The 22630-nt window shown below is 74.8% G+C and carries 19 protein-coding genes and 1 pseudogene; 16 read left to right on the top strand and 4 right to left on the bottom strand.

Annotated elements, in window-relative coordinates; translation table 11 throughout:
• Positions 1-54: 54 nt before the first annotated feature.
• Positions 55-978, top strand: coding sequence for an aminoglycoside phosphotransferase family protein (locus Sspor_RS35055; RefSeq protein ID WP_202202687.1), 924 nt, complete (start codon positions 55-57; stop codon positions 976-978).
• 2 nt (positions 979-980) lie between these two features.
• Here Sspor_RS35055 and Sspor_RS35060 read toward each other — a convergent pair whose 3' ends face one another.
• Entirely contained in the window at positions 981-1571 is a 591-nt protein-coding gene (locus Sspor_RS35060; RefSeq protein WP_202202688.1) for an isochorismatase family protein, read from the bottom strand.
• Positions 1572-1737: 166 nt separating this feature from the next.
• On the opposite strand from Sspor_RS35060, the gene Sspor_RS35065 reads away from it, so the two are divergent.
• A complete protein-coding gene (locus tag Sspor_RS35065) occupies positions 1738-2733 on the top strand; it encodes a GlxA family transcriptional regulator (RefSeq protein ID WP_202202689.1) in 996 nt (331 codons plus the stop codon).
• Between the two features lie 12 nt (positions 2734-2745).
• Here Sspor_RS35065 and Sspor_RS35070 read toward each other — a convergent pair whose 3' ends face one another.
• Together Sspor_RS35070 and Sspor_RS35075 are read right to left on the bottom strand one after the other, a co-directional pair.
• Positions 2746-3504: an anti-sigma factor gene (locus Sspor_RS35070; protein WP_202202690.1), complete on the bottom strand. Its 759-nt coding sequence runs from the start codon at positions 3502-3504 to the stop codon at positions 2746-2748.
• On the bottom strand, positions 3501-4085 hold the full coding sequence (locus Sspor_RS35075) for a sigma-70 family RNA polymerase sigma factor (RefSeq protein WP_266818077.1): 585 nt from the start codon (positions 4083-4085) through the stop codon (positions 3501-3503). The genes Sspor_RS35070 and Sspor_RS35075 overlap by 4 nt, the downstream gene beginning before the upstream one ends.
• Before the next feature lie 222 nt (positions 4086-4307).
• Here Sspor_RS35075 and Sspor_RS35080 point away from each other — a divergent pair, with 222 nt between their 5' ends.
• From Sspor_RS35080 to Sspor_RS35095, 4 genes are all read left to right on the top strand, one after another.
• A complete protein-coding gene (locus Sspor_RS35080) occupies positions 4308-4946 on the top strand; it encodes a fasciclin domain-containing protein (protein WP_202202692.1) in 639 nt (212 codons plus the stop codon).
• Positions 4947-5054: 108 nt separating this feature from the next.
• Positions 5055-6677 (top strand): SDR family oxidoreductase, encoded by a 1623-nt coding sequence (locus Sspor_RS35085; protein ID WP_202202693.1) that lies wholly within the window; start codon positions 5055-5057, stop codon positions 6675-6677.
• Between the two features lie 75 nt (positions 6678-6752).
• Positions 6753-8132 (top strand): cryptochrome/photolyase family protein, encoded by a 1380-nt coding sequence (locus Sspor_RS35090; RefSeq protein ID WP_202202694.1) that lies wholly within the window; start codon positions 6753-6755, stop codon positions 8130-8132.
• A gap of 93 nt (positions 8133-8225) precedes the next feature.
• A complete protein-coding gene (locus Sspor_RS35095; protein WP_202202695.1) occupies positions 8226-9149 on the top strand; it encodes an alpha/beta fold hydrolase in 924 nt (307 codons plus the stop codon).
• On the opposite strand, the gene Sspor_RS35100 is transcribed toward Sspor_RS35095, so the two are convergent.
• Positions 9137-10183 carry a MerR family transcriptional regulator gene (locus tag Sspor_RS35100; protein WP_202202696.1) on the bottom strand — a complete coding sequence of 349 codons (1047 nt, stop codon included), beginning with the start codon at positions 10181-10183 and terminating at the stop codon, positions 9137-9139. The two genes, Sspor_RS35095 and Sspor_RS35100, sit on opposite strands and share 13 nt — an antisense overlap.
• Before the next feature lie 99 nt (positions 10184-10282).
• Here Sspor_RS35100 and Sspor_RS35105 point away from each other — a divergent pair.
• The 10 genes and pseudogenes from Sspor_RS35105 to Sspor_RS35150 all read left to right on the top strand — a co-directional run.
• Positions 10283-10861: pseudogene (locus Sspor_RS35105) on the top strand (sigma-70 family RNA polymerase sigma factor); the annotation flags it as partial.
• 157 nt (positions 10862-11018) lie between these two features.
• A complete protein-coding gene (locus Sspor_RS35110) occupies positions 11019-12275 on the top strand; it encodes an NAD(P)/FAD-dependent oxidoreductase (protein WP_202202698.1) in 1257 nt (418 codons plus the stop codon).
• The gene (locus tag Sspor_RS35115) at positions 12272-13081 is read left to right on the top strand and encodes a DUF1365 domain-containing protein (protein ID WP_202202699.1); all 810 of its coding nucleotides are present in this window, start codon (positions 12272-12274) and stop codon (positions 13079-13081) included. The genes Sspor_RS35110 and Sspor_RS35115 overlap by 4 nt, the downstream gene beginning before the upstream one ends.
• Complete coding sequence (locus tag Sspor_RS35120) at positions 13078-14376, top strand: SAM-dependent methyltransferase (protein ID WP_202202700.1); 1299 nt, start codon at positions 13078-13080, stop codon at positions 14374-14376. Before Sspor_RS35115 ends, Sspor_RS35120 begins: the two co-directional genes overlap by 4 nt.
• Entirely contained in the window at positions 14373-15188 is an 816-nt protein-coding gene (locus tag Sspor_RS35125) for a DUF1295 domain-containing protein (protein WP_202202701.1), read from the top strand. The genes Sspor_RS35120 and Sspor_RS35125 overlap by 4 nt, the downstream gene beginning before the upstream one ends.
• Positions 15185-15844: an alpha/beta fold hydrolase gene (locus tag Sspor_RS35130; RefSeq protein ID WP_202202702.1), complete on the top strand. Its 660-nt coding sequence runs from the start codon at positions 15185-15187 to the stop codon at positions 15842-15844. The genes Sspor_RS35125 and Sspor_RS35130 overlap by 4 nt, the downstream gene beginning before the upstream one ends.
• A gap of 94 nt (positions 15845-15938) precedes the next feature.
• Entirely contained in the window at positions 15939-17528 is a 1590-nt protein-coding gene (locus Sspor_RS35135) for a molybdopterin-dependent oxidoreductase (RefSeq protein ID WP_202204046.1), read from the top strand.
• A gap of 230 nt (positions 17529-17758) precedes the next feature.
• Positions 17759-18886, top strand: coding sequence for a sensor histidine kinase (locus Sspor_RS35140; RefSeq protein WP_202202703.1), 1128 nt, complete (start codon positions 17759-17761; stop codon positions 18884-18886).
• Entirely contained in the window at positions 18874-19548 is a 675-nt protein-coding gene (locus Sspor_RS35145; protein ID WP_202202704.1) for a response regulator, read from the top strand. Before Sspor_RS35140 ends, Sspor_RS35145 begins: the two co-directional genes overlap by 13 nt.
• A gap of 107 nt (positions 19549-19655) precedes the next feature.
• Positions 19656-22619 carry a helix-turn-helix transcriptional regulator gene (locus Sspor_RS35150; RefSeq protein WP_202202705.1) on the top strand — a complete coding sequence of 988 codons (2964 nt, stop codon included), beginning with the start codon at positions 19656-19658 and terminating at the stop codon, positions 22617-22619.
• Positions 22620-22630: the final 11 nt, after the last annotated feature.

Genomic DNA, 22630 nt, shown 5'->3' on the forward strand with positions numbered 1-22630 from the left:
GGCCCGGCGGGTGCGTGGAGGCGGCCGCGGCAGGACCCCCTAGGGTTGGTCCGCATGACGCACCATGAGATAGAGGTCACCGCGGAGCTGGTCCGGGACCTGTTACGCGACCAGCACCCCGACCTGGCGGACCGCCCCGTGCGGTTCGGCGCCCGTGGCTGGGACAACCAGTTATGGCGGCTCGGGGACGACCTCGCCGTCCGGCTGCCCTGGGCGACGCAGTCCGCCGACGCGCTGCTGCGCAAGGAGCACGCCTGGCTGCCCGCCCTCGCCCCGGCCCTGCCGCTGCCCGTTCCCGTCCCGCAGCGCATCGGCGAGCCCACCGAGCGGTTTCCGCGCCCCTGGATCGTCACCACCTGGGTGCCCGGCGAGCCCGCCGACCGCGCCCCCGTCACGAACGGGCCGGACTCGGCCGACGCCCTGGCCGCCTTCCTGACCGCCCTTCACCGGCCCGCTCCCGAGGGGGCACCCGTCGGTGCCCACGGCCGCGCGGGGCCGCTGGAGGGAAGCGCCGAGGGGTTCGCCGACGGGCTCGCCTCGGCCACCCGCATGGGTCTGATCCCCGACCCCGATGCCGTCCGCGCGGTCTGGGAGGACGCCGTGAGCGCGCCCGTCTGGGCGGGCCCGCCGCTCTGGCTCCACGGCGACCTGCACCCGGCCAACGTCCTCACCGCGGACGGCACCTTCTGCGGCGTGATCGACTTCGGTGACCTCTGCGCGGGCGATCCGGCCTGCGACCTCGCCGCCCCCTGGATACTGCTGCCGGACGGCGCGGCCGACCGCTTCCACGCCGCCTACCGGCCGGCCCCGGACGAGGCGACCCTGCGCCGTGCCCGCGGCTGGGCGGTGCTGCGAGCCCTCGGCGGCATCCTCATCGGCGAGGCCGGCGTCCGTGGCAGGCCGGGAGGCAAGCCCACCTGGGGCCCGCCCGCCCAGGCCGCGCTGCGGCGCCTCGTGGCGACGGCGGGCCGGACGTAGCCTCAGCCCAGCGAGGAGACGGACGGGACGACGACTCCGTAGAGATCGGCGATCGTCGCGAGCGCGGCCCGGTGGAGCTGCTCGGCGGACACCTCGGCGACCGCCGTCCGCAGCGGACGCGTCGCGCAGGCGTCCGCGACGACCGTGGGCCGGTTGCCCCGCAGGAAAGCGCCCTCCGCGGAGAAGGTCACGCACATGTGGGTCATGAAGCCGGCGACGATCACGTCCTTGTGGCCGGCGGCGTCGACGTGGTCGCCCAGGTCGGTCCCGACGAACGCGTTGGGGACCGTCTTGACGACCACGGTCTCACCCTCGGCCGGAGCCACCCGGGGGTGGATCCGGCCGATCTCGGCCCGGATGTCGTACGGGCCTCCCTCGCCGCCGTCGTTGATCACATGGATGACCTTCGCCCCGGCCTCACGGGCCCGGGCCAGCAGCGCGGCGCCGGCCCCGAGGGCGGCCTCCCACCCCGTCAGCTCCATCACGCCCCGGGTGTAGGTGTTCTGGTAGTCGATCAGGATCAGCGTCGCCTCGGCCGGCGACGCCGGGCTCTGATCGAAGCCGCTCAGCTCGCGCAGGGTCGTCTTGGACATGGGAATACCCTCCTGGGGTGTCACGTCGGGAGATGCCGGCCGCGGACCGGCGGCCGTGCTCTCCACGCTAGGGACCGACCCTGGATGTCGGCAATGTCATCCAACCCGCAGAAACCGACATACGGTGGGTCCCGACAATGCCGTCGTCGCACCGATCGGAGACCCCTTGAGCACCGTCGGACGGTTCATCGTCGTCGTCCTCTTCGACGGCGTCGACCTGCTGGACGTCACCGGACCGCCGGAGGTGTTCGCCCTGCTGCGGCGGGAACTGGGCGAGGCGTCGGGCTACCGGGTGGCCCTGGCCGCCGAGACCACGGACCCCGTCACCACCTCCGCCGGGGTCCGGATCCTGCCGGACACCACCTTCCGGGAGGTGGCGGGGCGGAGCATCGACACCCTGCTCGTGCCCGGATCGGTCGAGGCCGACGACCGGGGCCGGGTCCGCGCCCTCGCGGACCCCGCCGTGGTCGACCGGGTGCGGACCCTCGCCGCCACGTCCCGGCGCGTCGCATCCGTCTGCGTCGGCGCGCACATCCTCGCGGACGCCGGGCTGCTCGACGGCAGGAGGGCCACCACGCACTGGTCGACCGCGCGCCAACTCGCCGACGAACACCCCTCGATCGAGGTCGACGCGGATCCGATCTTCATCCGGGACGGGGACGTGTGGACCGGCGCCGGAATCAGTGCCTGCCTCGACCTCTCGCTCGCCCTCGTCGCCGAGGACTTCGGCGAGGCCGTCGCCCTGCGCGTCGCCCGCCAGCTGGTGATGTACCTGAAACGGCCCGGCGGCCAGAGCCAGTTCAGCGTCCCCCTCGAACCGGTGTCGACCACCCGGCGCATCGAGGACCTGCGCCACTACATCACGCGCAACATCGCCGGACAGCTGACCGTCGCCGACCTCGCCGCACAGGCGCACGTCGGCGAACGGCAGCTCACCCGGATCTTCCGGACGGAACTGGGGAAGACCCCGGCCGCCTACATCGAATCGGCCCGCGTCGAAGTGGCCCGCAACCGGCTGGAGTCCACGGACGACACCCTCGAACGCGTCGCGACCGTCTGCGGCTTCAACACGACCGACACCCTCGTCCGTGCCTTCCGCCGACAGCTGGACACGACGCCGACGGAGTACCGCAACCGCTTCCGGGCGTCCGCCGGCGTCTGACCGGCACCCGGCTCAGGCCGACGGGAAGCCCAGCAGGGCCACCGGAGCCGAGGTCGGCTGCGGCGAACCGCCGGCCGGTTCGACGGTGACGCCCATCCCCGACGCCGTGTCGACCGGGCCTTCGAGCAGGGTGGCCGTCGCCGGGGTGCCGGGGTCCATCAGACCCGCCGGACGCATCCGCCCGCCGCCGTCGTTGTACCAGAGCTGGTACACCTTCCCGCTGGGCGGCGCCGGCAGGCCGGAGGCCGCGAAGACCGCCTGGTTGCGGGCGGCCGAGACGACCACCGTGCCCACGGCTCCGCCCCGCAGCGGCGCCGTGGTCACCCGGGCGTCGGCGGCCGCGAGGACCGCGCCGACGGCATCGTTCGCGATCCGGGCCCGCTGCGCCTGCTGCCGGGCGTCCTCGGCCCGTTCGTACTGGGCCACGGCGACACCGCCGAGCGCGACCGCCCCCGCGAGGCAGGCCGCCAGGGCCCAGTTCGACGGCGGCCGCCAGCGGGGCCGTACGCGGGCGCTGTGCGCGCCCCTCACCGCCCGGGGCGGTTCCTGGCGTACCGTCGCGATCCGGCGCATCACCTGGTCGCGCAGCGCGGCACTCGGCGGCGCCGCGACGGCGAGCCCGAGCCGGGTGGCGGTCTCGGAGAATTCCTGGACCTCCTGCGCGCAGGACGGGCAGTCGGCGAGATGCCGTTCGACGGCGATCCGTTCGGCCGGTTCCAGGGCGTCGAGCACGTACGCGCCCGTCAAAGTGTGCAGATCAGCGGCGTTCACACGCCCACCCCCAGGCAGTCACGGAGCCGGATGAGCCCGTCGCGCAGCCGTGTCTTCACCGTACCCAACGGCAGGGCCAGCAACTCCGCGACCTCCCGGTGGGTCAGGCCCCGGTAGTACGCCAGGGTGACCGACTGGCGCTGGAGTTCGCTGAGTCCGTGCAGACAGCGCCGTACCTGCTCGCGCTCGAGCCGGGTCTCCACCTGTTCCACCACCTCGTCGTAGGCCGTGGTGTGGTCCAGCAGCGCCGCCCGCTTCTCGCGGTTGGTCGACGCCTGCGCGGAGCGCACCCGGTCGACGGCCCGCCGGTGGGCCAGGGTCAGCACCCAGTTCATCACCGAGCCCCGCGCGGGCTGATAGCGGGCGGCGGTCCGCCAGAGTTCGACCAGGACTTCCTGGGCGACCTCCTCGGACTGGGCCGGGTCCCGCAGCACGGACCGTACGAGGCCGAGGACGGGGCCCGACACGGCCTCGAACACGACCGTGAACGCCTGCTGATCACCGCGGGCCACCCGGCCCATCAGTTCCGGCAGGTCGGGAGCGGCCGACGGATGCCGGCCTATGCGCACGTTCTCTCTCACCGGGGAGGTCCTCCAGGAGTACTCGGTTGCACAGCTCATTCGGAGCCGAGGGGGATGAGGATTGGCGGCGGCGGACCCGGCCTCCGGCAGCCCCCGAAACGAAGTTCGGCAGCCTGTGCAGGCCGCCACTCGTTCGGGTGATGGGGCCATCCGGACCTGAGCCCGTGCCGAATGGGCGGCGTGAGTCACCGATGGGTGACTCCCGTAGACGCAGGAGAGACCATGAGCATTCAGACCTTTCGCCGTGCCGCCCTCGCCGTGACCGCCGCAGTGCTGCTTCCGCTGGCACTGTCCGCCTGTTCGGAGGAGAGTACGAGCAATGAGGGGGCGGCCGCGCCCGATGCGGTCTCCTCACCCGAGCCGATCGGCGACACCGGCGCGGCTGCGGGCGGTCCGTTCGGGCCGGCGTGCGCCTCGGTGCCGAAGAGCGGCGCGGGTTCCTTCGACGGCATGGCGATGGACCCGGTCGCCACCGCCGCCTCGAACAACCCGGCGCTGTCGACTCTGGTCGCGGCCGTGAAGAAGGCCGGCCTGGTGGACACGCTGAACAACGCGCAGAACATCACGGTGTTCGCGCCGACCGACGCCGCGTTCGCGAAGATCCCGAAGGCAGACCTGGACAAGGTCCTGGCCGACAAGGAGACGCTCACCAAGATCCTCACCTACCACGTCGTGGGCGAGAAGCTCACCCGGGAGCAACTGGGGAGCGGCTCCTTCCAGACCCTCCAGAAGGGCATGATCACCACCAAGGGCTCGGGCACCGCCTACGTGGTGAACAACTCCTCCAAGGTGGTCTGCGGCGACATCCCCACCGCCAACGCCACCGTCCACATCGTCGACACGGTCCTCATGCCGAAGTAGGCGCGCTCCACACGATCGGTCCGTGGGCGGCGGTCCGTGCATCCAGCGGGACGCTGCCCCCGGAAGAAGTCCGGGGGAGCGCCCGCGACACCCGATCGGAGCAACTCCATGACGGACGCACAAGGACCTTCGGCGCCGGCTCCGGACTCCGCCCCGCCTCCGGACTCCGTCCCGGCCCCGGGCACGCTGTGCCTGGTCACCGGAGCCACGGGCTACATCGGCGGCCGGCTCGTCCCCGAGCTCATCACCGCGGGCCACCGGGTGCGCTGCCTCGCCCGCACCCCGGAGAAGCTGCGCGACCACCCCTGGGCCGGGCAGGCGGAGATCGTCCGCGGCGACGTCACCGACGCGGCGTCGCTCGCCCCCGCCCTGCGGGACGTCGACGTCGCCTACTACCTCGTGCACGCCCTCGGCACCGGGCGCGACTTCGAGCACACCGACCGCCTCGCCGCACGGAACTTCGCCGAGCAGGCCCGCGCCGCCGGCGTCCGCCGCATCGTCTACCTGGGCGGGCTGACCCCCGACGGGGTCCCCGACCGGGACCTCTCGCCCCACCTGCGCTCCCGCGCCGAGGTCGGGCGCATCCTCCTGGACTCCGGGGTCCCCACCACGGTGCTCCGCGCCGCCGTCATCATCGGCTCCGGGTCGGCCTCCTTCGAGATGCTCCGCTACCTGACCGAGCGGCTGCCCGTGATGGTCACCCCCAGCTGGGTTCGCACCCGGATCCAGCCCATCGCCGTCCGCGACGTACTGCGCTACCTGGTCGGGAGCGCCGGCATGCCCGCCGAGGTCAGCCGCGCCTTCGACATCGGCGGCCCCGACGTCCTGACCTACCTCGACATGATGCAGCGCTACGCCAGCGTCGACGGGCTGCCCCAGCGGCTCATCCTGCCCGTACCGGTCCTCACCCCGCGGCTGTCCAGCCACTGGGTCGGCCTGGTCACCCCGGTGCCCCGCGCCATCGCCCGCCCCCTCGCCGAGTCCCTCAAGTACGAGGTCGTCTGCGACGAGCACGACATCGCCACCTGGGTGCCCGACCCGCCCGGCACCCCCCTGGACTTCGACACGGCCCTCACCTACGCCCTCCAGAAGGTCCGCGACGCCCAGGTCGTCACCCGCTGGTCCTCCGCCTCCGTGCCCGGCGCGCCGAGCGACCCGCTGCCCACCGATCCCGACTGGGCCGGCGGGAGCCTCTACTCCGACGAGCGCGAACGCGTCGTCGAAGCCTCGCCGCAGGCCCTGTGGCGGGTCGTGGAGGGCATCGGCGGGGAGAACGGCTGGTACTCCTTCCCGCTGGCCTGGGCCGTCCGCGGCTGGTTCGACCGGCTCGTCGGGGGTGTCGGACTGCGCCGGGGCCGCCGGGACGCCGCCCACCTGCGGGTCGGCGACTCCCTGGACTTCTGGCGGGTCGAGGAGATCGAACGCGGCCGACTGCTCAGGCTCCGCGCCGAGATGCGGCTGCCCGGTCTCGCCTGGCTGGAGATGTACGCCGAGCAGGACGAGGAGGGCCGCACCCGGTACCGGCAGCGGGCCCTCTTCCACCCGCGCGGCCTGGCCGGGCACCTGTACTGGTGGAGCGTCTCGCCCTTCCACGCCGTCGTCTTCGGGGGCATGGCCCGCAACATCGCGCGCACGGCGGAGGCGGGCGACGACCGCGGCCCGACCGCGTCCGGCGCCGCCGCCGCATCCGGCCCGCCCGCTGCATCCGCGGCGGCCGCCCGCGCGGAATGACGGTCAAGGCCAGCCCAGCGACCACCGCGCGGCACCTGCGAGTCCGTCCGGTGGCCCGATGCCAGGAGCAGCACCATGAACGTCCCGGTCGTCCTGTTCACCTCGGACCTCCGCGTCCACGACCATCCGCCGCTGCGCGCCGCGCTGGGGCAGGGGAACGAGATCGTCCCGCTCTTCGTCCGGGACCCGGCCGTGGACCGCGCGGGCTTCGCGGCGCCCAACCGGCTCGCCTTCCTCGCGGACTGCCTGACCGGACTCGACTCCGGGCTGCGCGAGCGCGGCGGCCGGCTCGTGGTGCGCTCGGGTGACCCCGTCGCCGAGGTGTGCTCCGTCGTACGGCAGACCGACGCCGACGAGGTGCACATGGCAGCCGGGTGCAGCGCCTTCGCCCTGCGCCGAGAGCAGCGGCTGCGCAGTGCCCTGGAGGCCGACGGGCGGCGGCTGTACGTCCACGACGGCGTCGTCACCGCCCTGCCCGCCGGCGCCGTGACGCCCAGCGGATCCGATCACTTCGCCGTCTTCACCCCGTACTTCAGGCGCTGGTCGGGCGAGCGGCTGCGCGAGCCGCTGGCGGCGCCGCGCGAGGTCCGGGTGCCCGGCGGGATCCGCTCCGAGGCGCTCCCGTCCCGCGCCGCGGTGCCGTCCGTCTCGGAGGGCCTGGCCACCGGGGGCGAGCCGGAGGGCCGGCAGAGGCTCACGGACTGGCTGGGGCGGTACGCCGACCGGTACGAGGAGGGCCACGACGACCTGCCCGGCGACGCGACCTCCCGCCTCTCCCCGTACATCCACTTCGGCGCGGTCTCGGCGGCCGAGGCCGTGCACCGGGCGCGGTCCCGGGGCGGAGCGGGCGCCGAGGCCTTCGTACGGCAGCTCTGCTGGCGCGACTTCCAGTACCAGCTCCTCGCGGCCCGCCCCGGCGCCGCCGATTCCGACTACCGCACCCGGGACGACCGCTGGCGGCGCGGCAAGGCGGCCGAGGCCGACCTGCTGGCGTGGAAGAAGGGTCGCACCGGCTACCCCGTGGTGGACGCGGCCATGCGGCAACTCGCCCACGAGGGCTGGATGCCGGGCCGGGGCCGGCTGCTCGCCGCGTCCTTCCTGACCAAGACGCTGTACATCGACTGGCGCGCCGGAGCCCGCCACTTCCTCGACCTGCTGGTCGACGGCGACGTGGCCAACAACCAGCTCAACTGGCAGTGGGTGGCCGGTACCGGCACCGACAGCCGCCCCAACCGGGTGCTGAACCCGGTGATCCAGGGCAAGCGCTACGACCCCGACGGCGCCTACGTACGGCGCTGGGTCCCGGAACTCGCCGGACTGCCGGGCCCCTCGGTCCACGAGCCCTGGCGGCTGGCCGGCCTGGAACGGGCCCGGTACGACTACCCGGACCCCCTGGTCGGCCTCCCGGAGGGGCTGGCCCGGTTCCGGCAGGCCCGCGGCAAGGACGGCCCGTGACAGGGACGGCCCGTGACAGGGACGGCCGGTGACAGGGGCGGCCCCTGATCCCACCGGCTGTCGGCGGTCACCGCCGGGTGCCAGACTGGACGGGTGTTCGCAAGACGCCTGGTCCGGGCCCGTCGCGCGTCCGCCGCCGCTGTCACCCTCGCCGTCTCGCTCGCGCTGTGCGCGGGGGCGGCGGCCCGGGACGACGGTGACGCCCGCCCGGTGGGCATCGGCGGCGGCCGCCGCGTGCTGCTGGACTGCCGCGGATCCGGGTCCCCGACGGTGGTGCTCGTGTCCGGTGCCGGGGGTGCGTCGGACGAGTGGACGCACATCGCGGACGCCGCGCGTCCGGAGTCCGGCCTGAAGCCGGATCCGTCGGCGGTGCTCCCGCAGGTCGCCCGGTTCACGCGGGTGTGCGCATACGACCGTCCCGGAACGACCAGGCTGGACGGTACGCCCAACGGCTCGACGCCGGTCACCCAGCCCACCTCGGCGGCAGCGGGCGTCAGGGACCTGCGGGCGGCGCTCGCCGCGGCCGGCGAGCAGCCGCCGTACGTCCTGGTCGGTGCCTCGTGGGGAGCGATGATCGCCTCGCTGTTCGCGCGGGCCGAACCGGCACGGACCGCCGGGGTGGTGACCGTCGACGGTGCCTCCCCGTTCCTGAAGGACACCCTGACACCGGCCCAGTGGTCGGCGTGGATGGACAAGATCCGGGCCGCGGACCCCGGGAAGGGCCTCGAAAGACCCGACTACCCCGCCGCCGTACGGGAGCTGCGCGGGGCGCCGGCCCCGCCACGCGGCCTGCCCGCCGTCGTGCTCACCTCCGACCACCCGTGGGACCTCTCGGTCGGAGGCGGATCGACCTGGCCGGCCTGGCTGGCCGCCCAGCGGCGCCTGGCGGACGACCTGCGGGCCCGGCACGTCACCAGCACCGACAGCGGCCACGGCATCGCCGTCGAGCAGCCGCGACTCGTCGTGCGGGCGATCCTGGACGTGGTCGGGCAGACCCGTGCCGGTCAGGAGCGTTGAGGAGCCGCGCCGCCGCCTCCCGCCGGGGCCGTCGCCGCCTCGCACAGTCCGCGCAGCAGGCCCAGGGCCTCCCGCAGCCCGCCGGGGCGCAGCATGCCCGGGGCGGGTGCGGGGCCCGCCCAGCCCGGGCCGGCCAGGAGGACCGTGGTCCGCGCCCGGGCGCCCTTGACGCCCCAGGCGGTCTCGGCGACATGCCGGGCCAGGGCGTGGTGCGCGGTGGAGCGGGCCTGGGCCCACAGCACGACCGCGGCGGGCCCGGTCCGGCGTACGGCCTGGTCGAGCGCCTCGGGCGGCACGGCCGCCCCGAACATCCGGGCGGGTAGGCCCAGTTCGGCGAGACCGGCGGCGAGCGCCTCCAGCGGGAGCGTGTGCTGCTCGCCCGGTACGCACGCCAGCAGGATCGGGGGAGCGCTCGCCCGGGGCCCGGACAGCGCCCCGATGCTCACGCGGCGCAGCGCGGTGGAGACGTGCCAGGAGAGCAGGTGCTCGACCTCGACGTACTGGTCACCCGAGGTCTCCCACTTGCGCCCGACGGCGTGCAGGGTCGGCACCATCACCTCCTCCCAGGTGGTGACCAGGCCGTACTCGCCGATCAGGGAGCCGAGCATCTCGTCCATGGTCGGGGAATCGAGGCGGACGGCGGCCCGGCCCAGCCCCCGGCACTCCTGGCGCACATCGCCGAGCGGCAGGCCGTTCCCCGAGCCGGGCTGACGGGCGGGTGCGGGGGAGGGGGCCGCCGGGGGCGCGGCCGCCACCGACCCCGCGCGGGCGGCGCGCGCGGCCTCCGAGGGCGGCACCCCCGACGCGGTCAGGCGGCACATCTCCTGCAGGACGGCGATGTCCCCGGGGGTCCACCGCCGGTGTCTGCCGTCCTCGCGGGCGGCCGGCCCGATGCCGTACCGCCGGTCCCAGGAGCGCAGGGTCGTGGGGGCGACCCCCAGCCGGCGCGCCACGGCCCCGGTGGTGACGCCGTGCGCGGGGTCGGTGGGGTCTGCGGGGTCGCCGCGCCCCGCGGGCTGTGCGGGCTCGTTCATGGATCCATCATGCGACGCACAATCGATGCGAGTGGAATCGATGCGCGGGTGGGTCGGAATCTGGACGGGAACCGGTCCCGGCCCCGAGGAGCAGTCGCCATGACCGCACAGAGTGTCACCGCCCGGCCGTTCCCCGGGTCCGCGTCCCGGGAGCGGCTCCTCGACCACGAGGTCGCCGAGGGTTTCGTACGCGGCGACGAGCGGTGCCTGAGCGCCGCGTACCGCCGCTGGGGCGGGCTCGTCCTCACCCTGGCGGCCCGCACCCTGGGCGATTCCAGGGAGGCCGAGGACGTCAGCCAGCAGGTGTTCCTGGCCGCCTGGCAGGGCCGCGCCACCTACCGGCCGGAGCGCGGCCCGTTCCCCGGATGGCTGGTCGGCATCACCCGGCGGAAGACCGCCGACGCGCTCACGGCCCGTACCCGGCGCCTCCACCTGGTCGCCGCCGCCGGGGCCGCCCTGCCCCCCGCGGGCGAGCCGGTGGCGGGCCCGGAGACCGTCCTGGACCGGCTGCTCGTCACCGGCGAACTGGCCAAACTGCCGGACGCGCAGCGGGAGGTGCTGGCCATGGCTTTCTACGCGGACCTCACCCAGGCCCAGATCGCCGAGCGCACCGGACTGCCGCTGGGCACCGTCAAGAGCCACGCCCGGCGCGGGCTGCACCGGATGCGCCACTGCCTCGGTGGCGAGGCGCGCGGGGGCGGGATCGGGGGCGCCGGCCGGTACCCGGCGCACCCCTCGGAACAAGATCCCATCCGCGGGGCGTCCGGCACCGAAGTACCCGTGAAACGCCCCGCACCGGCCGTGCGGGGCAGGCGAGCGCGAGGGGTTGAGTGACGTGGACCGTCGGAGGGTCGCTGTGGTGGGCGGGGGCGTGGCTGGGCTGACGGCCGCCCACATCCTGCAGAGCACGTACGACGTGGTGCTGTACGAGGCGGACGACCGCCTCGGCGGCCACGCCCACACCCATGAACTGCCCACCCAGGACGCGGGAACGGTCCACGTGGACAGCGGTTTCATCGTGCACAACGAGCGCACCTACCCGCACCTGCTGCGGCTGTTCCGCGAACTCGGCGTCACCACCCAGGAATCCGAGATGAGCATGTCCGTGCGGTGCGACGGCTGCGGTCTGGAGTACGCCGGCGCCCGGGGCGCGGCCGGACTGCTCGGCGGAGGCAACCTGCTGCGCGGCCGCCACCTGAGGATGCTCGCCGAGGTGCCGCGCTTCCACCGCGCCGCCCGGCGGCTGCTCGCCTCCCCCGACAGCGGGCTGACCCTGGGGGAGTTCCTCGACCGGCGCGGCTTCTCCCGTTACTTCGTCGGCCACTTCGCCATCCCGCTCGTCGCCGCCGTCTGGTCCTGCGCGCCGGACACGGCCCTCCAGTACCCCGCCCGCTACCTCTTCCGCTTCCTGGCCCACCACGGACTGCTGTCCGTCAAGGGATCCCCGCAGTGGCGTACGGTCACGGGCGGTTCCGCCGCCTACGTGGCCAAGGCGGCCAAGCACCTCACCTCCGTCCGCACCTCGACCCCGGTGCGGGCCGTCGTGCGCGCCGCCGACCACGCGCGCGTGCTCACCCCGGACGGCGACTCGACCCCGTACGCGGCCGTGGTCGTCGCCGTCCACCCCGACCAGGCGCTGCGCCTGCTGGCCGATCCGACCGAGGACGAGGTCCGGATCCTCGGCGCGTTCGAGTACTCCCGCAACCCCACCGTGCTGCACGGCGACACGTCGCTGCTGCCCCGCTCCGCGCACGCGCGCGCCTCCTGGAACTACTGGCTCCCCTCCTGCTCCGCCCGGCCCGAGACCGTCCAGGTCAGCTACGACATGAACCGGCTCCAGCGGCTGCCGACTGCCGAGCCGCACATCGTCACCCTCAACGCCCGCGGCCGGGTCGACCCCTTCGACGTCATCGCCCGCATGGTGTACGAACACCCCGTCTACACCCCCCGGTCCGTGGCGGCGCAGCGGGAACTGCCCCGGCTGAACACGTCCGTGACCGCCTTCGCCGGGGCCTACCACGGCTGGGGCTTCCACGAGGACGGCTGCCGCTCCGGCGTCGCCGCGGCCGAGGCCCTGGGGGTGCGGTGGTGACCGGCACCTCTGCGCGGCCGGCCGCCCCGCCCCACGTCCCGGCCCTCTACGCGTGCACCGTGGCCCACACCCGCACCACCCCCGTCCGCCACGCCTTCCAGCAGCGCACCTACCTGTGGCTCATCGACATCGACGAGCCGCCGCGCATACCCCGGGCGCTGCGCCCGCTGGCCCGGTTCGACGCCCGCGACCACTTCGGCGGCGAGGCCCCCACCCTGCGGGCCGGCCTGGAGGCACAGCTGTCCGCCCACGGGATCGAGAACGCGGACGGACGCATCCTGATGCTCGCCCACGCCCGGGTCCTCGGGCACGTCTTCAACCCGCTCACCCTCTACTGGTGCCACGACCGCGCCGGTACCCCGGTCTGCGTCGTGGCCGAGGTCCACAACACCTACGGCGAGCGCCACTGCTACCTGCTGCGCCCCGGCGCCGACTCGCTGGCCGAGGTGCCCAAGGACTTCTACGTCTCGCCGTTCTTCGCGGTCGAGGGCTTCTACCGGATGCGGCTGCCCGTCCCCGGCGACGACCTCGACCTGACCGTGCAACTGCGCCACGACGACGGGACCTGCCCCTTCACCGCGACCGTGCGGGGCACCCACCGGCCGGCCGGTGCCCGCGCCCTGCTCGGCGCCGCCCTGCGGCACCCGTGGTCCACCGCCCGCGTCTCCGCCGGCATCCGCTTCCACGGGATCCGCCTCCTCCTCCGCGGCCTCCCGGTCCGCCCCCGCCCCGTCCGTTCCGTCGGCGCCGTCCCTCCCGTCAGCGCCGTCCCTCCCGTCCGTCACCCGCAGGAAGGCACCCTGTGACCTTCTCGTACATCGCGGCCCACGAGAGCGCGCCCGCCCCCGTCGACCCGGCGCGCTGGCCCGACGTGGCACGGCCGCCCCGCGCCTCGGCCCTGCGCACCGCCGTCGCCGAGCGGATCATCGGCCGGGCCCTCGCCCGGCTCCCGCTCCGGGTCCGGTACGGGGCCGGAGAGCCGTCCGCGTACCGTGTGCCCCTGCAGGCCGGAGCGCTGCCCACGCTCACCCTCCACGACCCCGAGGCCTTCCACCGCCGGATCGGCGCCGACGGCCTGATCGGTTTCGGCGAGTCGTACATGGCCGGCGAATGGGACAGCGACGACCTGGTCGGCGTCCTCACCGTGCTCGCCGCCCACGTCGACGACCTGGTGCCGGCGCCGCTGCGCCGACTGCGCGAAGCCTGGGTACGCAGGCGCCCGGAGCAGCAGCGCAACACCCCCGAGGGGGCGCGGGAGAACATCCACCGCCACTACGACCTGTCCAACGAGCTGTTCACGCTGTTCCTCGACCGGAGCATGAGCTACTCCGCGGCGGTCTTCGCCGCGTTCCCCGCCTCACCCGCCACCTTCACCGCCGCCCAGCACCGCAAGATCGACCGGCTCCTCGACCTCGCGGACGTCGGACCGGGCACCCGGCTGCTGGAGATCGGCACCGGCTGGGGCGAACTGGCGATCCGGGCCGCCTCCCGGGGCGCCGAGGTGCTGACGGTGACCCTCTCCGCCGAGCAGCGCGACCTGGCCCGGGAACGCGTCGCCGCGGCCGGCCTCGGGGACCGGGTCACCGTCGAACTGCGCGACTACCGGCACGTCGAGGGCTCCTTCGACGCCGTCGTCAGCGTGGAGATGATCGAAGCGGTCGGCGCCGAGTACTGGGCCACCTACTTCGCCGCCCTGCGCCGCCTCCTCGCCCCCGGCGGCCGCGTCGCCCTCCAGGCCATCACCATGCCGCACGAGCGCATGCTCGTCACCGCCCGCACGCACACCTGGATCAGCAAGTACATCTTCCCCGGCGGGCTGATCCCCTCCCGGGAGGCGATGGCGCGCGCGAGCGCGGCGGCCGGACTGCGCACCGTGGAGGACGACGGCTTCGGCGACCACTACGCGGAGACGCTGCGGCTGTGGCGCGAGGAGTTCGACCGCCGGTCCGACGCCGTCGCCGCCCTCGGCTTCGACCGCACCTTCCGCCGTATGTGGGAGCTCTACCTCGCCTACTCCGAGGCCGGCTTCCGCTCACGCTACCTGGACGTACGCCACCTGCTCCTCACCGCCGACGACGACGAGCCGCGGGAGCCCCGATGACCCCCGACTGGGGCGCCCTGTCCCTGAACCTGGCCGCCGCGGCCGGCTCCGCGCTCGCGGTCATGCTGGTCACCTTCGCCGTGGCCACGGTCAAGGGCCTGCACCGGATCGTGGACGTCGCCTGGGGCGTGGCCTTCGCGGCGGTGGCGCTCGTCAGCTGGCTGCTGTCGAGCGGGTACGGTGACGACGGCCGACGGCTCGCGGTCGCCGCGGCGACGGTCGTCTGGGGGCTGCGCCTGGCCCTGCACATCGCCGCCCGCGGCCGGGGTCACGGCGAGGACCCGCGCTACGCCCGCATGCTCGCGCGGGCTCCGGGCAGCACCCGGCTCTACGCCCTGCGCAAGGTCTACCTCCTCCAGGGCGCGCTGGTGTGGCTCGTCTCGCTGCCCGTGCAGGCCGCGTCGTACGTGCCCGTTCCCCTCGGGCCGCTCGCCGCCGCGGGCCTGCTGCTGTGGGCGACCGGACTGCTCTTCGAGGCGGTCGGCGACTTCCAGCTGGCCCGCTTCAAGGAGCGCCCCGAGCACCGCGGGACGATCATGGAAGGCGGGCTGTGGAGCTGGACGCGGCACCCCAACTACTTCGGTGACTTCCTGGTCTGGTGGGGTCTGTACCTGCTGGCCTGCGCGACCTGGCAGACTGCGGCACTCACGCTGGTCTCACCGCTGGTGATGAGTGCGCTGCTGATCTGGGGCAGCGGCAAGAGACTCCTGGAGGCGCACATGGCGGACCGGCCCGGCTACGCCGCCTACGCCGCCCGCACCAGCGGGTTCTTCCCGCGCCCGCCGCGCCGCATACGCCGGGAGGCGGGGTGACGGCCGGGACCGAACGGGAGACGGAATCCACCGGCGAGGGCCGCGCCCTCGTGCTCCGTACGTCCCCCGCGGTACCGGCGGCCGCGGTCCTGCTGCTGCACGGCGGCCGCGAGGAGGGGCCGGAGCCGCCGCCGCTGCTCAACCTTCCCGCCCTGCGGATGCGGCCCTTCGCGGCCGCCGTCGTCCGCGCCACGCGCGGCCGCGACGTCCTGGTGGCGGAGGTGCGCTACCGGCACCGCGGCTGGAACGGCTCCCGCTGCGACGCCGCCCGGGACGCCGAGGCGGCCCTCGCGCGGCTGCGCGGGATCGCCGGGGACGTGCCGGTGGTCCTGGTCGGCCATTCCATGGGGGGCCGGGCCGCACTGCGGGCAGCCGGAGCACCCCTGGTCCACGGCGTGGTGGCGCTCGCCCCCTGGTGTCCGCCGGGCGAGCCCGTCGACCACCTCGCGGGTCGCCGGCTCTACCTGCTGCACGACGAGCAGGACCGGGTCACCTCGGCCGCCGGGTCCTGGGAGTTCGTACGCCGGTCCCGGCTGGCGGGCGCCTGTGCCACCGCCATCCCGATGGCCACGGGCGGCCACGCGATGCTCCGCGGCGCGGGCTCGTGGCACCGGCGTACCGCCGCACTCGTCACCGGCCTGGTCACGCGGGACTGAGGTCCGCGCCAGGACCCTTCGGCCGGGTGTGCGACCAATCCGGCGGCGGCCGCGCCGCGAAGTCACCGGTGTGAGCATCGACGGAGCAGTCATCATGCGCGGAGCGGCGGCCGCGTTGGCCGGTCTGGTGTCCGGCTACGCGGCACTGGCGCTGGCGGAACCGGTCGCGGCCGTGATCCGGCCCGAGGCCGGCCCGGTCACCGTCGTCGGGGGAGCGGCCGTCGACCGTACGCCGGCCGCGGTCAAGGACTGGGCGATCCGCACCTTCGGAGCCGACGACAAGCTGGTCCTTCAGCTCGGGATCCTCGCCGTGGCGGCCCTCCTGGCCATGGCCCTGGGCCTGTTCGCCCTGCGCGGGCGGCGGACCGCGGCGGCCGGCGTGTTCCTCTTCGGGCTGGTGGGAGCCGTGGCCGCGCTGAACCGGCCCGACTCCGGCGGGTTCGCCGACGCCCTGCCGTCCCTGACCGCCGGACTCGCCGGCGCCGCCGCCCTGTACGTCCTGACCGGCCCGCTCGTGTCCTTCCGGCCCCAGGGCGGGCCGGATGCCGGAGAAACCGGAGCCGACACCGGCACCGGCACCGGCACCGCGGCGGGATGGAGCCGCCGCCGCTTCCTGCTGCTGACCGGGGCCGCCGCCGCGTTCGGCACCGGTGCGGGGGCCGTCGGACGGGCCCTGGCCTCCGCACGCTCCGGCGACGCGATCGCCTCCCGGGCCGCGGTGGTGCTGCCGTCCCCCGTGTCACCGGCGCCGGACCTCCCCCCGGGCGCGGCCCTCCGCGTACCGGGGGTCAGCCCCTTCATCACGCCGAACAAGGACTTCTACCGCGTCGACACCGCCCTGGTCGTCCCCCGGGTCCCGGCGGACACGTGGCGGCTGCGGATCCACGGCAAGGGTGTGCGCCGCGAGCTGAACCTCTCCTTCGAGGAACTGCTCGCCCGGCCGCTCGTCGAGCGGGACATCACCTTGACGTGCGTCTCCAACGAGGTCGGCGGACCGTACGCGGGCAACGCCAGGTGGCTCGGCGCCCGGCTCGCCGACCTCCTCGCGGAAGCCGGCGTACGGCCCCCGTCCCAGGGCGGCCCCGCCGACCAGCTGGTCGCCCGCTCCGTCGACGGCATGACGCTGGGCACGCCGGTCGAGGACGTCATGGACGGGCGCGACGCCCTGCTCGCGGTCGGGATGAACGGCGAGCCGCTCCCGCCGGCCCACGGGTTTCCGGTGCGGATGGTCGTCCCGGGCCTGTACGGGTACGTATCGGCCTGCAAGTGGATCGAGGACATCGAGCTCACCACCTTCGACGCCTACGACCCGTACTGGGTGAAGCGCGCATGGGCGCCGCGGGCACCGGTCAAGACCCAGGCGCGCATCGACACCCCCAAACCCTTCGCCCGCCCCGCCGCCGGCCGGGTGACGGTGGCCGGAGTCGCCTGGGCCCAGCACCGCGGCATCGACCGCGTCGAGCTCCGGATCGACGACGGGCCGTGGCAGGAGGCGGATCTCGCCACCGAGGACACCCGCGACACCTGGCGCCAGTGGTCCTACGCCTGGCAGGCCACCGCCGGTACCCACACCCTCACCGTCCGCGCCACCGACCGGACGGGCGAGACCCAGACCGAACGGCGCGCCCCGACCATGCCCGACGGGGCCAGTGGCCGGCATTCCGTCGTCGTGATGGCCGGATAGGCGCCGGAGAGGCGTCGTACGGGCGCCGGTCCGTCGCCGGGAACACCTTTCCGGTCGACCTGGGGTGCCACCTCGGCCAAGCCGTGAGCAGGCCGGTACGCGCCTATTTGACGTGCACCTGCTAGGGCAAAATGGCAGATGTCACAGGCAAATGGGTACGGGAAGGTGTGGTCTTGGCGTTGCTGTCCTTACCGGTACGGCGCATACGGGCACTACGCGGGACGAGCGGGGTGGGATCGGGCCTGCAGCGCGCCCAGTCCTTCATGATCGTGGCCACCCTCCTGTACCGGGCGAGCCATCTGACGGTGGGCGCCCTCGCCGTCGCCCAGCGCCGGTCGGAACTCCCCCTGCAGTACGCGGGATTCGCCGCCGCCCTGGGACTGAGCGTGCTCACCTACGGCACCGCCCTGCGGCGCGGCTGGTTCGACCGCCGGCACATCTGGGCGGACGTCCTGGTCACCGGCTGCGTCCTGCCCCTGGCCCTCTGCGCCTGGGGCGGCGTGCGCGAACCACCCGCGATCGCGTGGGCCATGCTGCTCGGCGGCTCGGCGAGCGCCGTCGCGGCCATCTCCCTCGAACGACTCCACGCTCTCACCGTCATCGCGCTGCTCGTCGCCACCCACGTCATCGGCTACCACGCGGTGGGCGCGAGCCCCGCCGTCCTGCTCGGCCACCTCAACTCGATCGTGTCCTCGGCCGTGATGACCTGGCTCTTCCGCTGGTACCTGCTCCGCCAGGGCCGGCTCCTCGACGAGGCCAACGCCCGCGCCGTGGCCGCCGAGGCCCACAAGGCGCGCTACGCCGAGCGGCTGGAACACCACCGGGCCCTGCACGACACCGTCCTCGCCACCCTCACCACCCTGGCCTCCGGCTCGGTCGACGCCAACGCCCCCGAGGTGCGCCGACGCTGCGCGCGCGAAGCCGCGTACCTGCGCCGGCTGATCCAGCAGACCGCGGACGAGGTCCACCACCGCGAGATCGGTACGGCCCTGGAAGAGGCGGTCGGATCCGTCGAGGGACTCCAACTGCGGGTCACCGCCCAGTACCACGACCTGCCGCAGGTGCCCCCCGAGGTCGCCGCCGCGCTGGGCGACGCCGTCCGCGAGGCCCTGAACAACGTACGGCGCCACGCGGGCACGGGACACGCTTACCTCACCGCCACCCGGGACCCGGACGCACGCGGGGGAGCCGTCGTCACCGTGGTCGACCGGGGGCCCGGCTTCGACCCCGAGCGGTGCGAGCCGGGCCTCGGCCTGCGCGGCTCGGTGCACGGCCGGATGGCGGAAGTGGGAGGCCGGGCGACCGTGGACACCGCCCCCGGCGAGGGCGTACGGGTGGAGCTGAGATGGCCCGGGTGATCACCGTCTCGGTGGTCGACGACGACCGGATGCTCCTCGACGGCCTGCGGGCCTGGCTCGGCGGCGTGCCGGAGCTGCGGCTCGTGGCGACCGCCGCCACCGTCGGGGAACTCCTCGGCGCACCGGACGCGCAGCGTCCGTACGGATTCGGAGCGACGGGCTACGCGCCGCCCGACATCGTCCTCCTCGACCTCCTCCTGCGCGACGGCTCGGCCCCCGCCGACAACATCCGGCGGCTGCTGCGGACCGGCAGCCGCGTCCTGATGATCAGTACGGTGCCCGACCGCTCCCGGATCATCGAGGCCGTCCGGGCGGGCGCCGACGGCTACCTGACCAAGGACCACGACCTGCCCACCCTGGTCGCCGCCATCAAGGACCTGGCCTCGGGCCAGGGCTCCCTCTCCACCGAACTCGCCTTCGCCTGCGCCTACGACGACAGCCCCGCCCGCCCCCGCCTCTCGCCCCGGGAGCGGCAGATCCTCCTCGACTACGCCTCCGGGCTGACCCTGAAGTCCGCCGCCCGGCGCGCCGGCATCACCGTCCACACCGCCAAGGACTACCTGGACCGGGTCAAGGCCAAGTACCAGCAGGCCGGCCGCCCCACCTACACCAAGCTCGACCTGGCCCGGCGGGTACGGGAAGACAGCCTCGACGCGGGCTGACCCCCCGCACAAGCCCCCCAAACGGACGGCTACAGGGGGCACACGCGCGGTCCCTATCGTCATCCCCGGCGGAGCATCGGAAGGCCCGCCGGAAAGGGGACGAGCCGGTGTCCATCTTCTGGCCGGCGCTGCCGGAGGACTGTACCGTCGCGGGCCCGGACGGCGGCCCGCACCCGAGGCGAGGGCAACTCATCGGCCGCGGCCCCGAGATGGGGCAGATCATGCGCGCGCTGGCGGCCGCCCGGTCCGGGAGCGGCGCGGCCCTCTTCGTCACCGGCGAGCCCGGTGTCGGCAAGACCCGGCTCGCCACCGAGGCCCTCGCCGTGGCCGCCGAGACGAACATGGTCACGGTACGGGGGCGGGCCAGCGACGTCGGCCCGCCCGTCCCGTACCGGCCCCTGGTCGAGGCGCTGCTCCTGCTGTCCCGGGCCGGCCTGCTGCCCGACCCGGACGAACTCGGCCGCTACGGTGCGGTCATGGCCCGGCTGCTGACCGGCGCCCGGGACAAGGACGCCGACGCCGCCTCCCACCTCGTGGTCGCCGAGACGATGCTGCGCCTGCTCACCGTCGTCGGAGAGCGGCAGGGCTGCCTGCTCGTCCTCGACGACCTGCACGACGCCGACGCCGGCACCCTGGCGGTCGTCGAATACCTCCTCGACAACATCGGGCACCAGCCCGCGGTCCTCCTCCTCGTCACCGGATGCGCACCGTGCGCGGCGACCGAACTGGCCACACGCTCCCGCCGGAGCGGCGCCGCCGAGGTGCTCGACCTGGCTCCCCTCAGCCGCCCCGACGTGCACCTGCTCATCGCGGCCGAGCTGCGGGTCCCCCCGGTCGAGGTCTGCCCCGACCTCGTCCACCGCGCGGTCGAGTCCAGCGCCGGGATCCCCTTCGTCGTCAAGGAGCTCGTCCACGACCTCACCGCCCGCCCCGCCCGCCACGACCCGGGGACGGCCTCCGTCCCGCTCAGCGTCCCGCCCACCGTCGCGGACAGCGTCAGACGCCAGGCCGGGCGGCTCGGCCCGCTCGGCGCGGAACTCCTCGGCATGGCGGCCCTGTTCGGCCGCCGCTTCGCCCTGCCCGTGCTGGAACGCGCGCTCGGCCGCGACCACGCCGAACTGTCCGCGGTCCTGCGCGCCGCCGTGGCCTCGTACCTGATCACGCCGGACGGGCCGGGCACCCAGTGGTACACCTTCCGCTACCCGCTGGCGGCCGAGGCCCTGCTGGACGACCTCGGCCCGGGGGAGCGGGCCAGGTACGTACGGCGGGCCGCGCGCGCCCTCACCGAACTCCACCCCGGGCTGCCCGGAGCGTGGTGCGAGCACGCCGCCCAGCTGCACGAGCACGCCGGCGACACCCCCGAGGCCATCCGCCTGTACGGCGAGGCGGCCGGCCGGGCCACCGGCGAGGGCGCCGTGGACCGGGCGGTGGAGCTGCTCACCCGGGCCCACCGGCTCGTCGAACCGGGCACCGCGCCCGAACTCCACGCCACAGTGCTGGAGCTCCTGCTCGACGCGGTCGCCCGCTCGGCGCGCTTCGACCGCCTGCCCGCGCCCGCCGTCATCCTGGACACCCTCGGCGGCGACGGCGGCGAGCACGGCATCCCCGCCCCACGGCGCGCCGGACTCCACGCCCGGCTGAGCGACATCGCCACGCTGACCGGACGACCCGCGGAAGCCCTCTGGCACCTCGACATCGCCCGCGCACTGCTCGGCAGCCACCCGGCCGACGCGTACGCGGCCCTCGTGGACCTCTCCGCCGTGCACGTGGAACTGAGCCGGCTCGCCCCCGACCGGCTGCGCACCGCCACCCGGTACGCCCACCGGGCCCTGGAGGCCGCCCGGCGCGCCGACCTGCCCGACGTGGCCTGCCGGGCCCTGCTGCTGCTCGGGCAGCTGGCCCGGGAAGAGGACGAGCCCGCGGCCGCGGCCCACTTCCGGCGGGCCCGGGCCATCGCCCTCGCCCGCCGCCTCCCCGTGCCGCGGGTGGCCGCCGACGTGCACCTCGCCGTCGTCGCCGCCGGCCACGAGGACCGGTCCACCCGGATCGAACAGACCCGGCAGGAAGCCCTCGGCATGGGCCTGCTGCCCCTGGCCCACGAGAGCGGCTTCGTCCTCGCGCTGGACCGGATCCGGCACGGCCGGTTCGACGAGGCCGGGGACCGGATCCGTGAGGCCGCGGCCGACGCCTCACGCCTGGGACTCGGCCGCCACCTGGCGATGCTCCGGCTCGCCGAGGCCGTACGGTACGCCCACCAGGGCCGCCGCGCCGAGATGCGCGGCGCGCTGGAGCGACTGGCCCCGCTGCTGGACGCGGCACCCGGGGTGCGCGCGATGTCGTACGGGCTGGCGCGGGCGTTCTGCTCGCTGCTGGAGGAACGCCACGAGGCGGCCGGGCAGGAGTTCGCGCAGGCCCTCGCCTACGACGCGGAGAATCCCGCGACGGGCGGGTTCGGCAAGCACGGAATCATCCTGCTGCTCGGCGTACTGGCGGGCCGCATGGGCCGGCGCCACCACGCCGAGGTCACACGGGCGAGCGCCGGCACCACCCGCTGGAACCACCAGTTCACCGGCCTGGCGCACGCCGTGCTGCTCGGCCGCGAGGGCCGCCCGGAGGAGGCGACGGCCGCCGCGGGCAAGGCGCTGGAGGCGGCCGAACCCTTCCCCATGGCACGCCGGCTCTGTCTGCGCCTGGTCGCGCAGTCGGCGCACGACGACGGCTGGGGCACGCCGGTCGAGTGGCTGCGCGAGGCGGAGGAGTACTTCCACGACGCGGGCCTCCAGGCGGTCGCCGGAGCCAGCAGGGCGCTGCTGCGCGGGATGGGCGCCTCGGTCCGGCAACGGCGCACGGGCACCGAACGGGTGCCGCCGGACCTGCGCCGGTGCGGGATCACCGTCCGCGAGTTCGAGGTGGCCCGGCTGGTCGCCGAACGCATCAGCAACAAGGACATCGCCGGCCGCCTGCACATCTCCCTGCGCACCGTCGAGAAACACGTGGCGAGCCTGCTGCAGAAGACCGGCCACCCGAACCGGACCGCCTTCGCCACCGCCACCCGTGACCTGGTCGCCTGACCGCCCCGGCC

Origin of the sequence: Streptomyces spororaveus (genome assembly GCF_016755875.1) — a bacterium.
Taxonomy (GTDB): domain Bacteria; phylum Actinomycetota; class Actinomycetes; order Streptomycetales; family Streptomycetaceae; genus Streptomyces; species Streptomyces spororaveus.

What these genes read in the sequence shown, in the direction of transcription:
- Sspor_RS35055 (WP_202202687.1), top strand. Translation starts at nt 55, where the DNA reads ATGACGCACCATGAGATAGAGGTCACCGCGGAGCTGGTCCGGGACCTG.
- Sspor_RS35060 (WP_202202688.1), bottom strand. Translation starts at nt 1,571, where the DNA reads ATGTCCAAGACGACCCTGCGCGAGCTGAGCGGCTTCGATCAGAGCCCG.
- Sspor_RS35080 (WP_202202692.1), top strand. Translation starts at nt 4,308, where the DNA reads ATGAGCATTCAGACCTTTCGCCGTGCCGCCCTCGCCGTGACCGCCGCA.
- Sspor_RS35085 (WP_202202693.1), top strand. Translation starts at nt 5,055, where the DNA reads ATGACGGACGCACAAGGACCTTCGGCGCCGGCTCCGGACTCCGCCCCG.
- Sspor_RS35090 (WP_202202694.1), top strand. Translation starts at nt 6,753, where the DNA reads ATGAACGTCCCGGTCGTCCTGTTCACCTCGGACCTCCGCGTCCACGAC.
- Sspor_RS35100 (WP_202202696.1), bottom strand. Translation starts at nt 10,183, where the DNA reads ATGAACGAGCCCGCACAGCCCGCGGGGCGCGGCGACCCCGCAGACCCC.
- Sspor_RS35125 (WP_202202701.1), top strand. Translation starts at nt 14,373, where the DNA reads ATGACCCCCGACTGGGGCGCCCTGTCCCTGAACCTGGCCGCCGCGGCC.
- Sspor_RS35135 (WP_202204046.1), top strand. Translation starts at nt 15,939, where the DNA reads ATGCGCGGAGCGGCGGCCGCGTTGGCCGGTCTGGTGTCCGGCTACGCG.
- Sspor_RS35145 (WP_202202704.1), top strand. Translation starts at nt 18,874, where the DNA reads ATGGCCCGGGTGATCACCGTCTCGGTGGTCGACGACGACCGGATGCTC.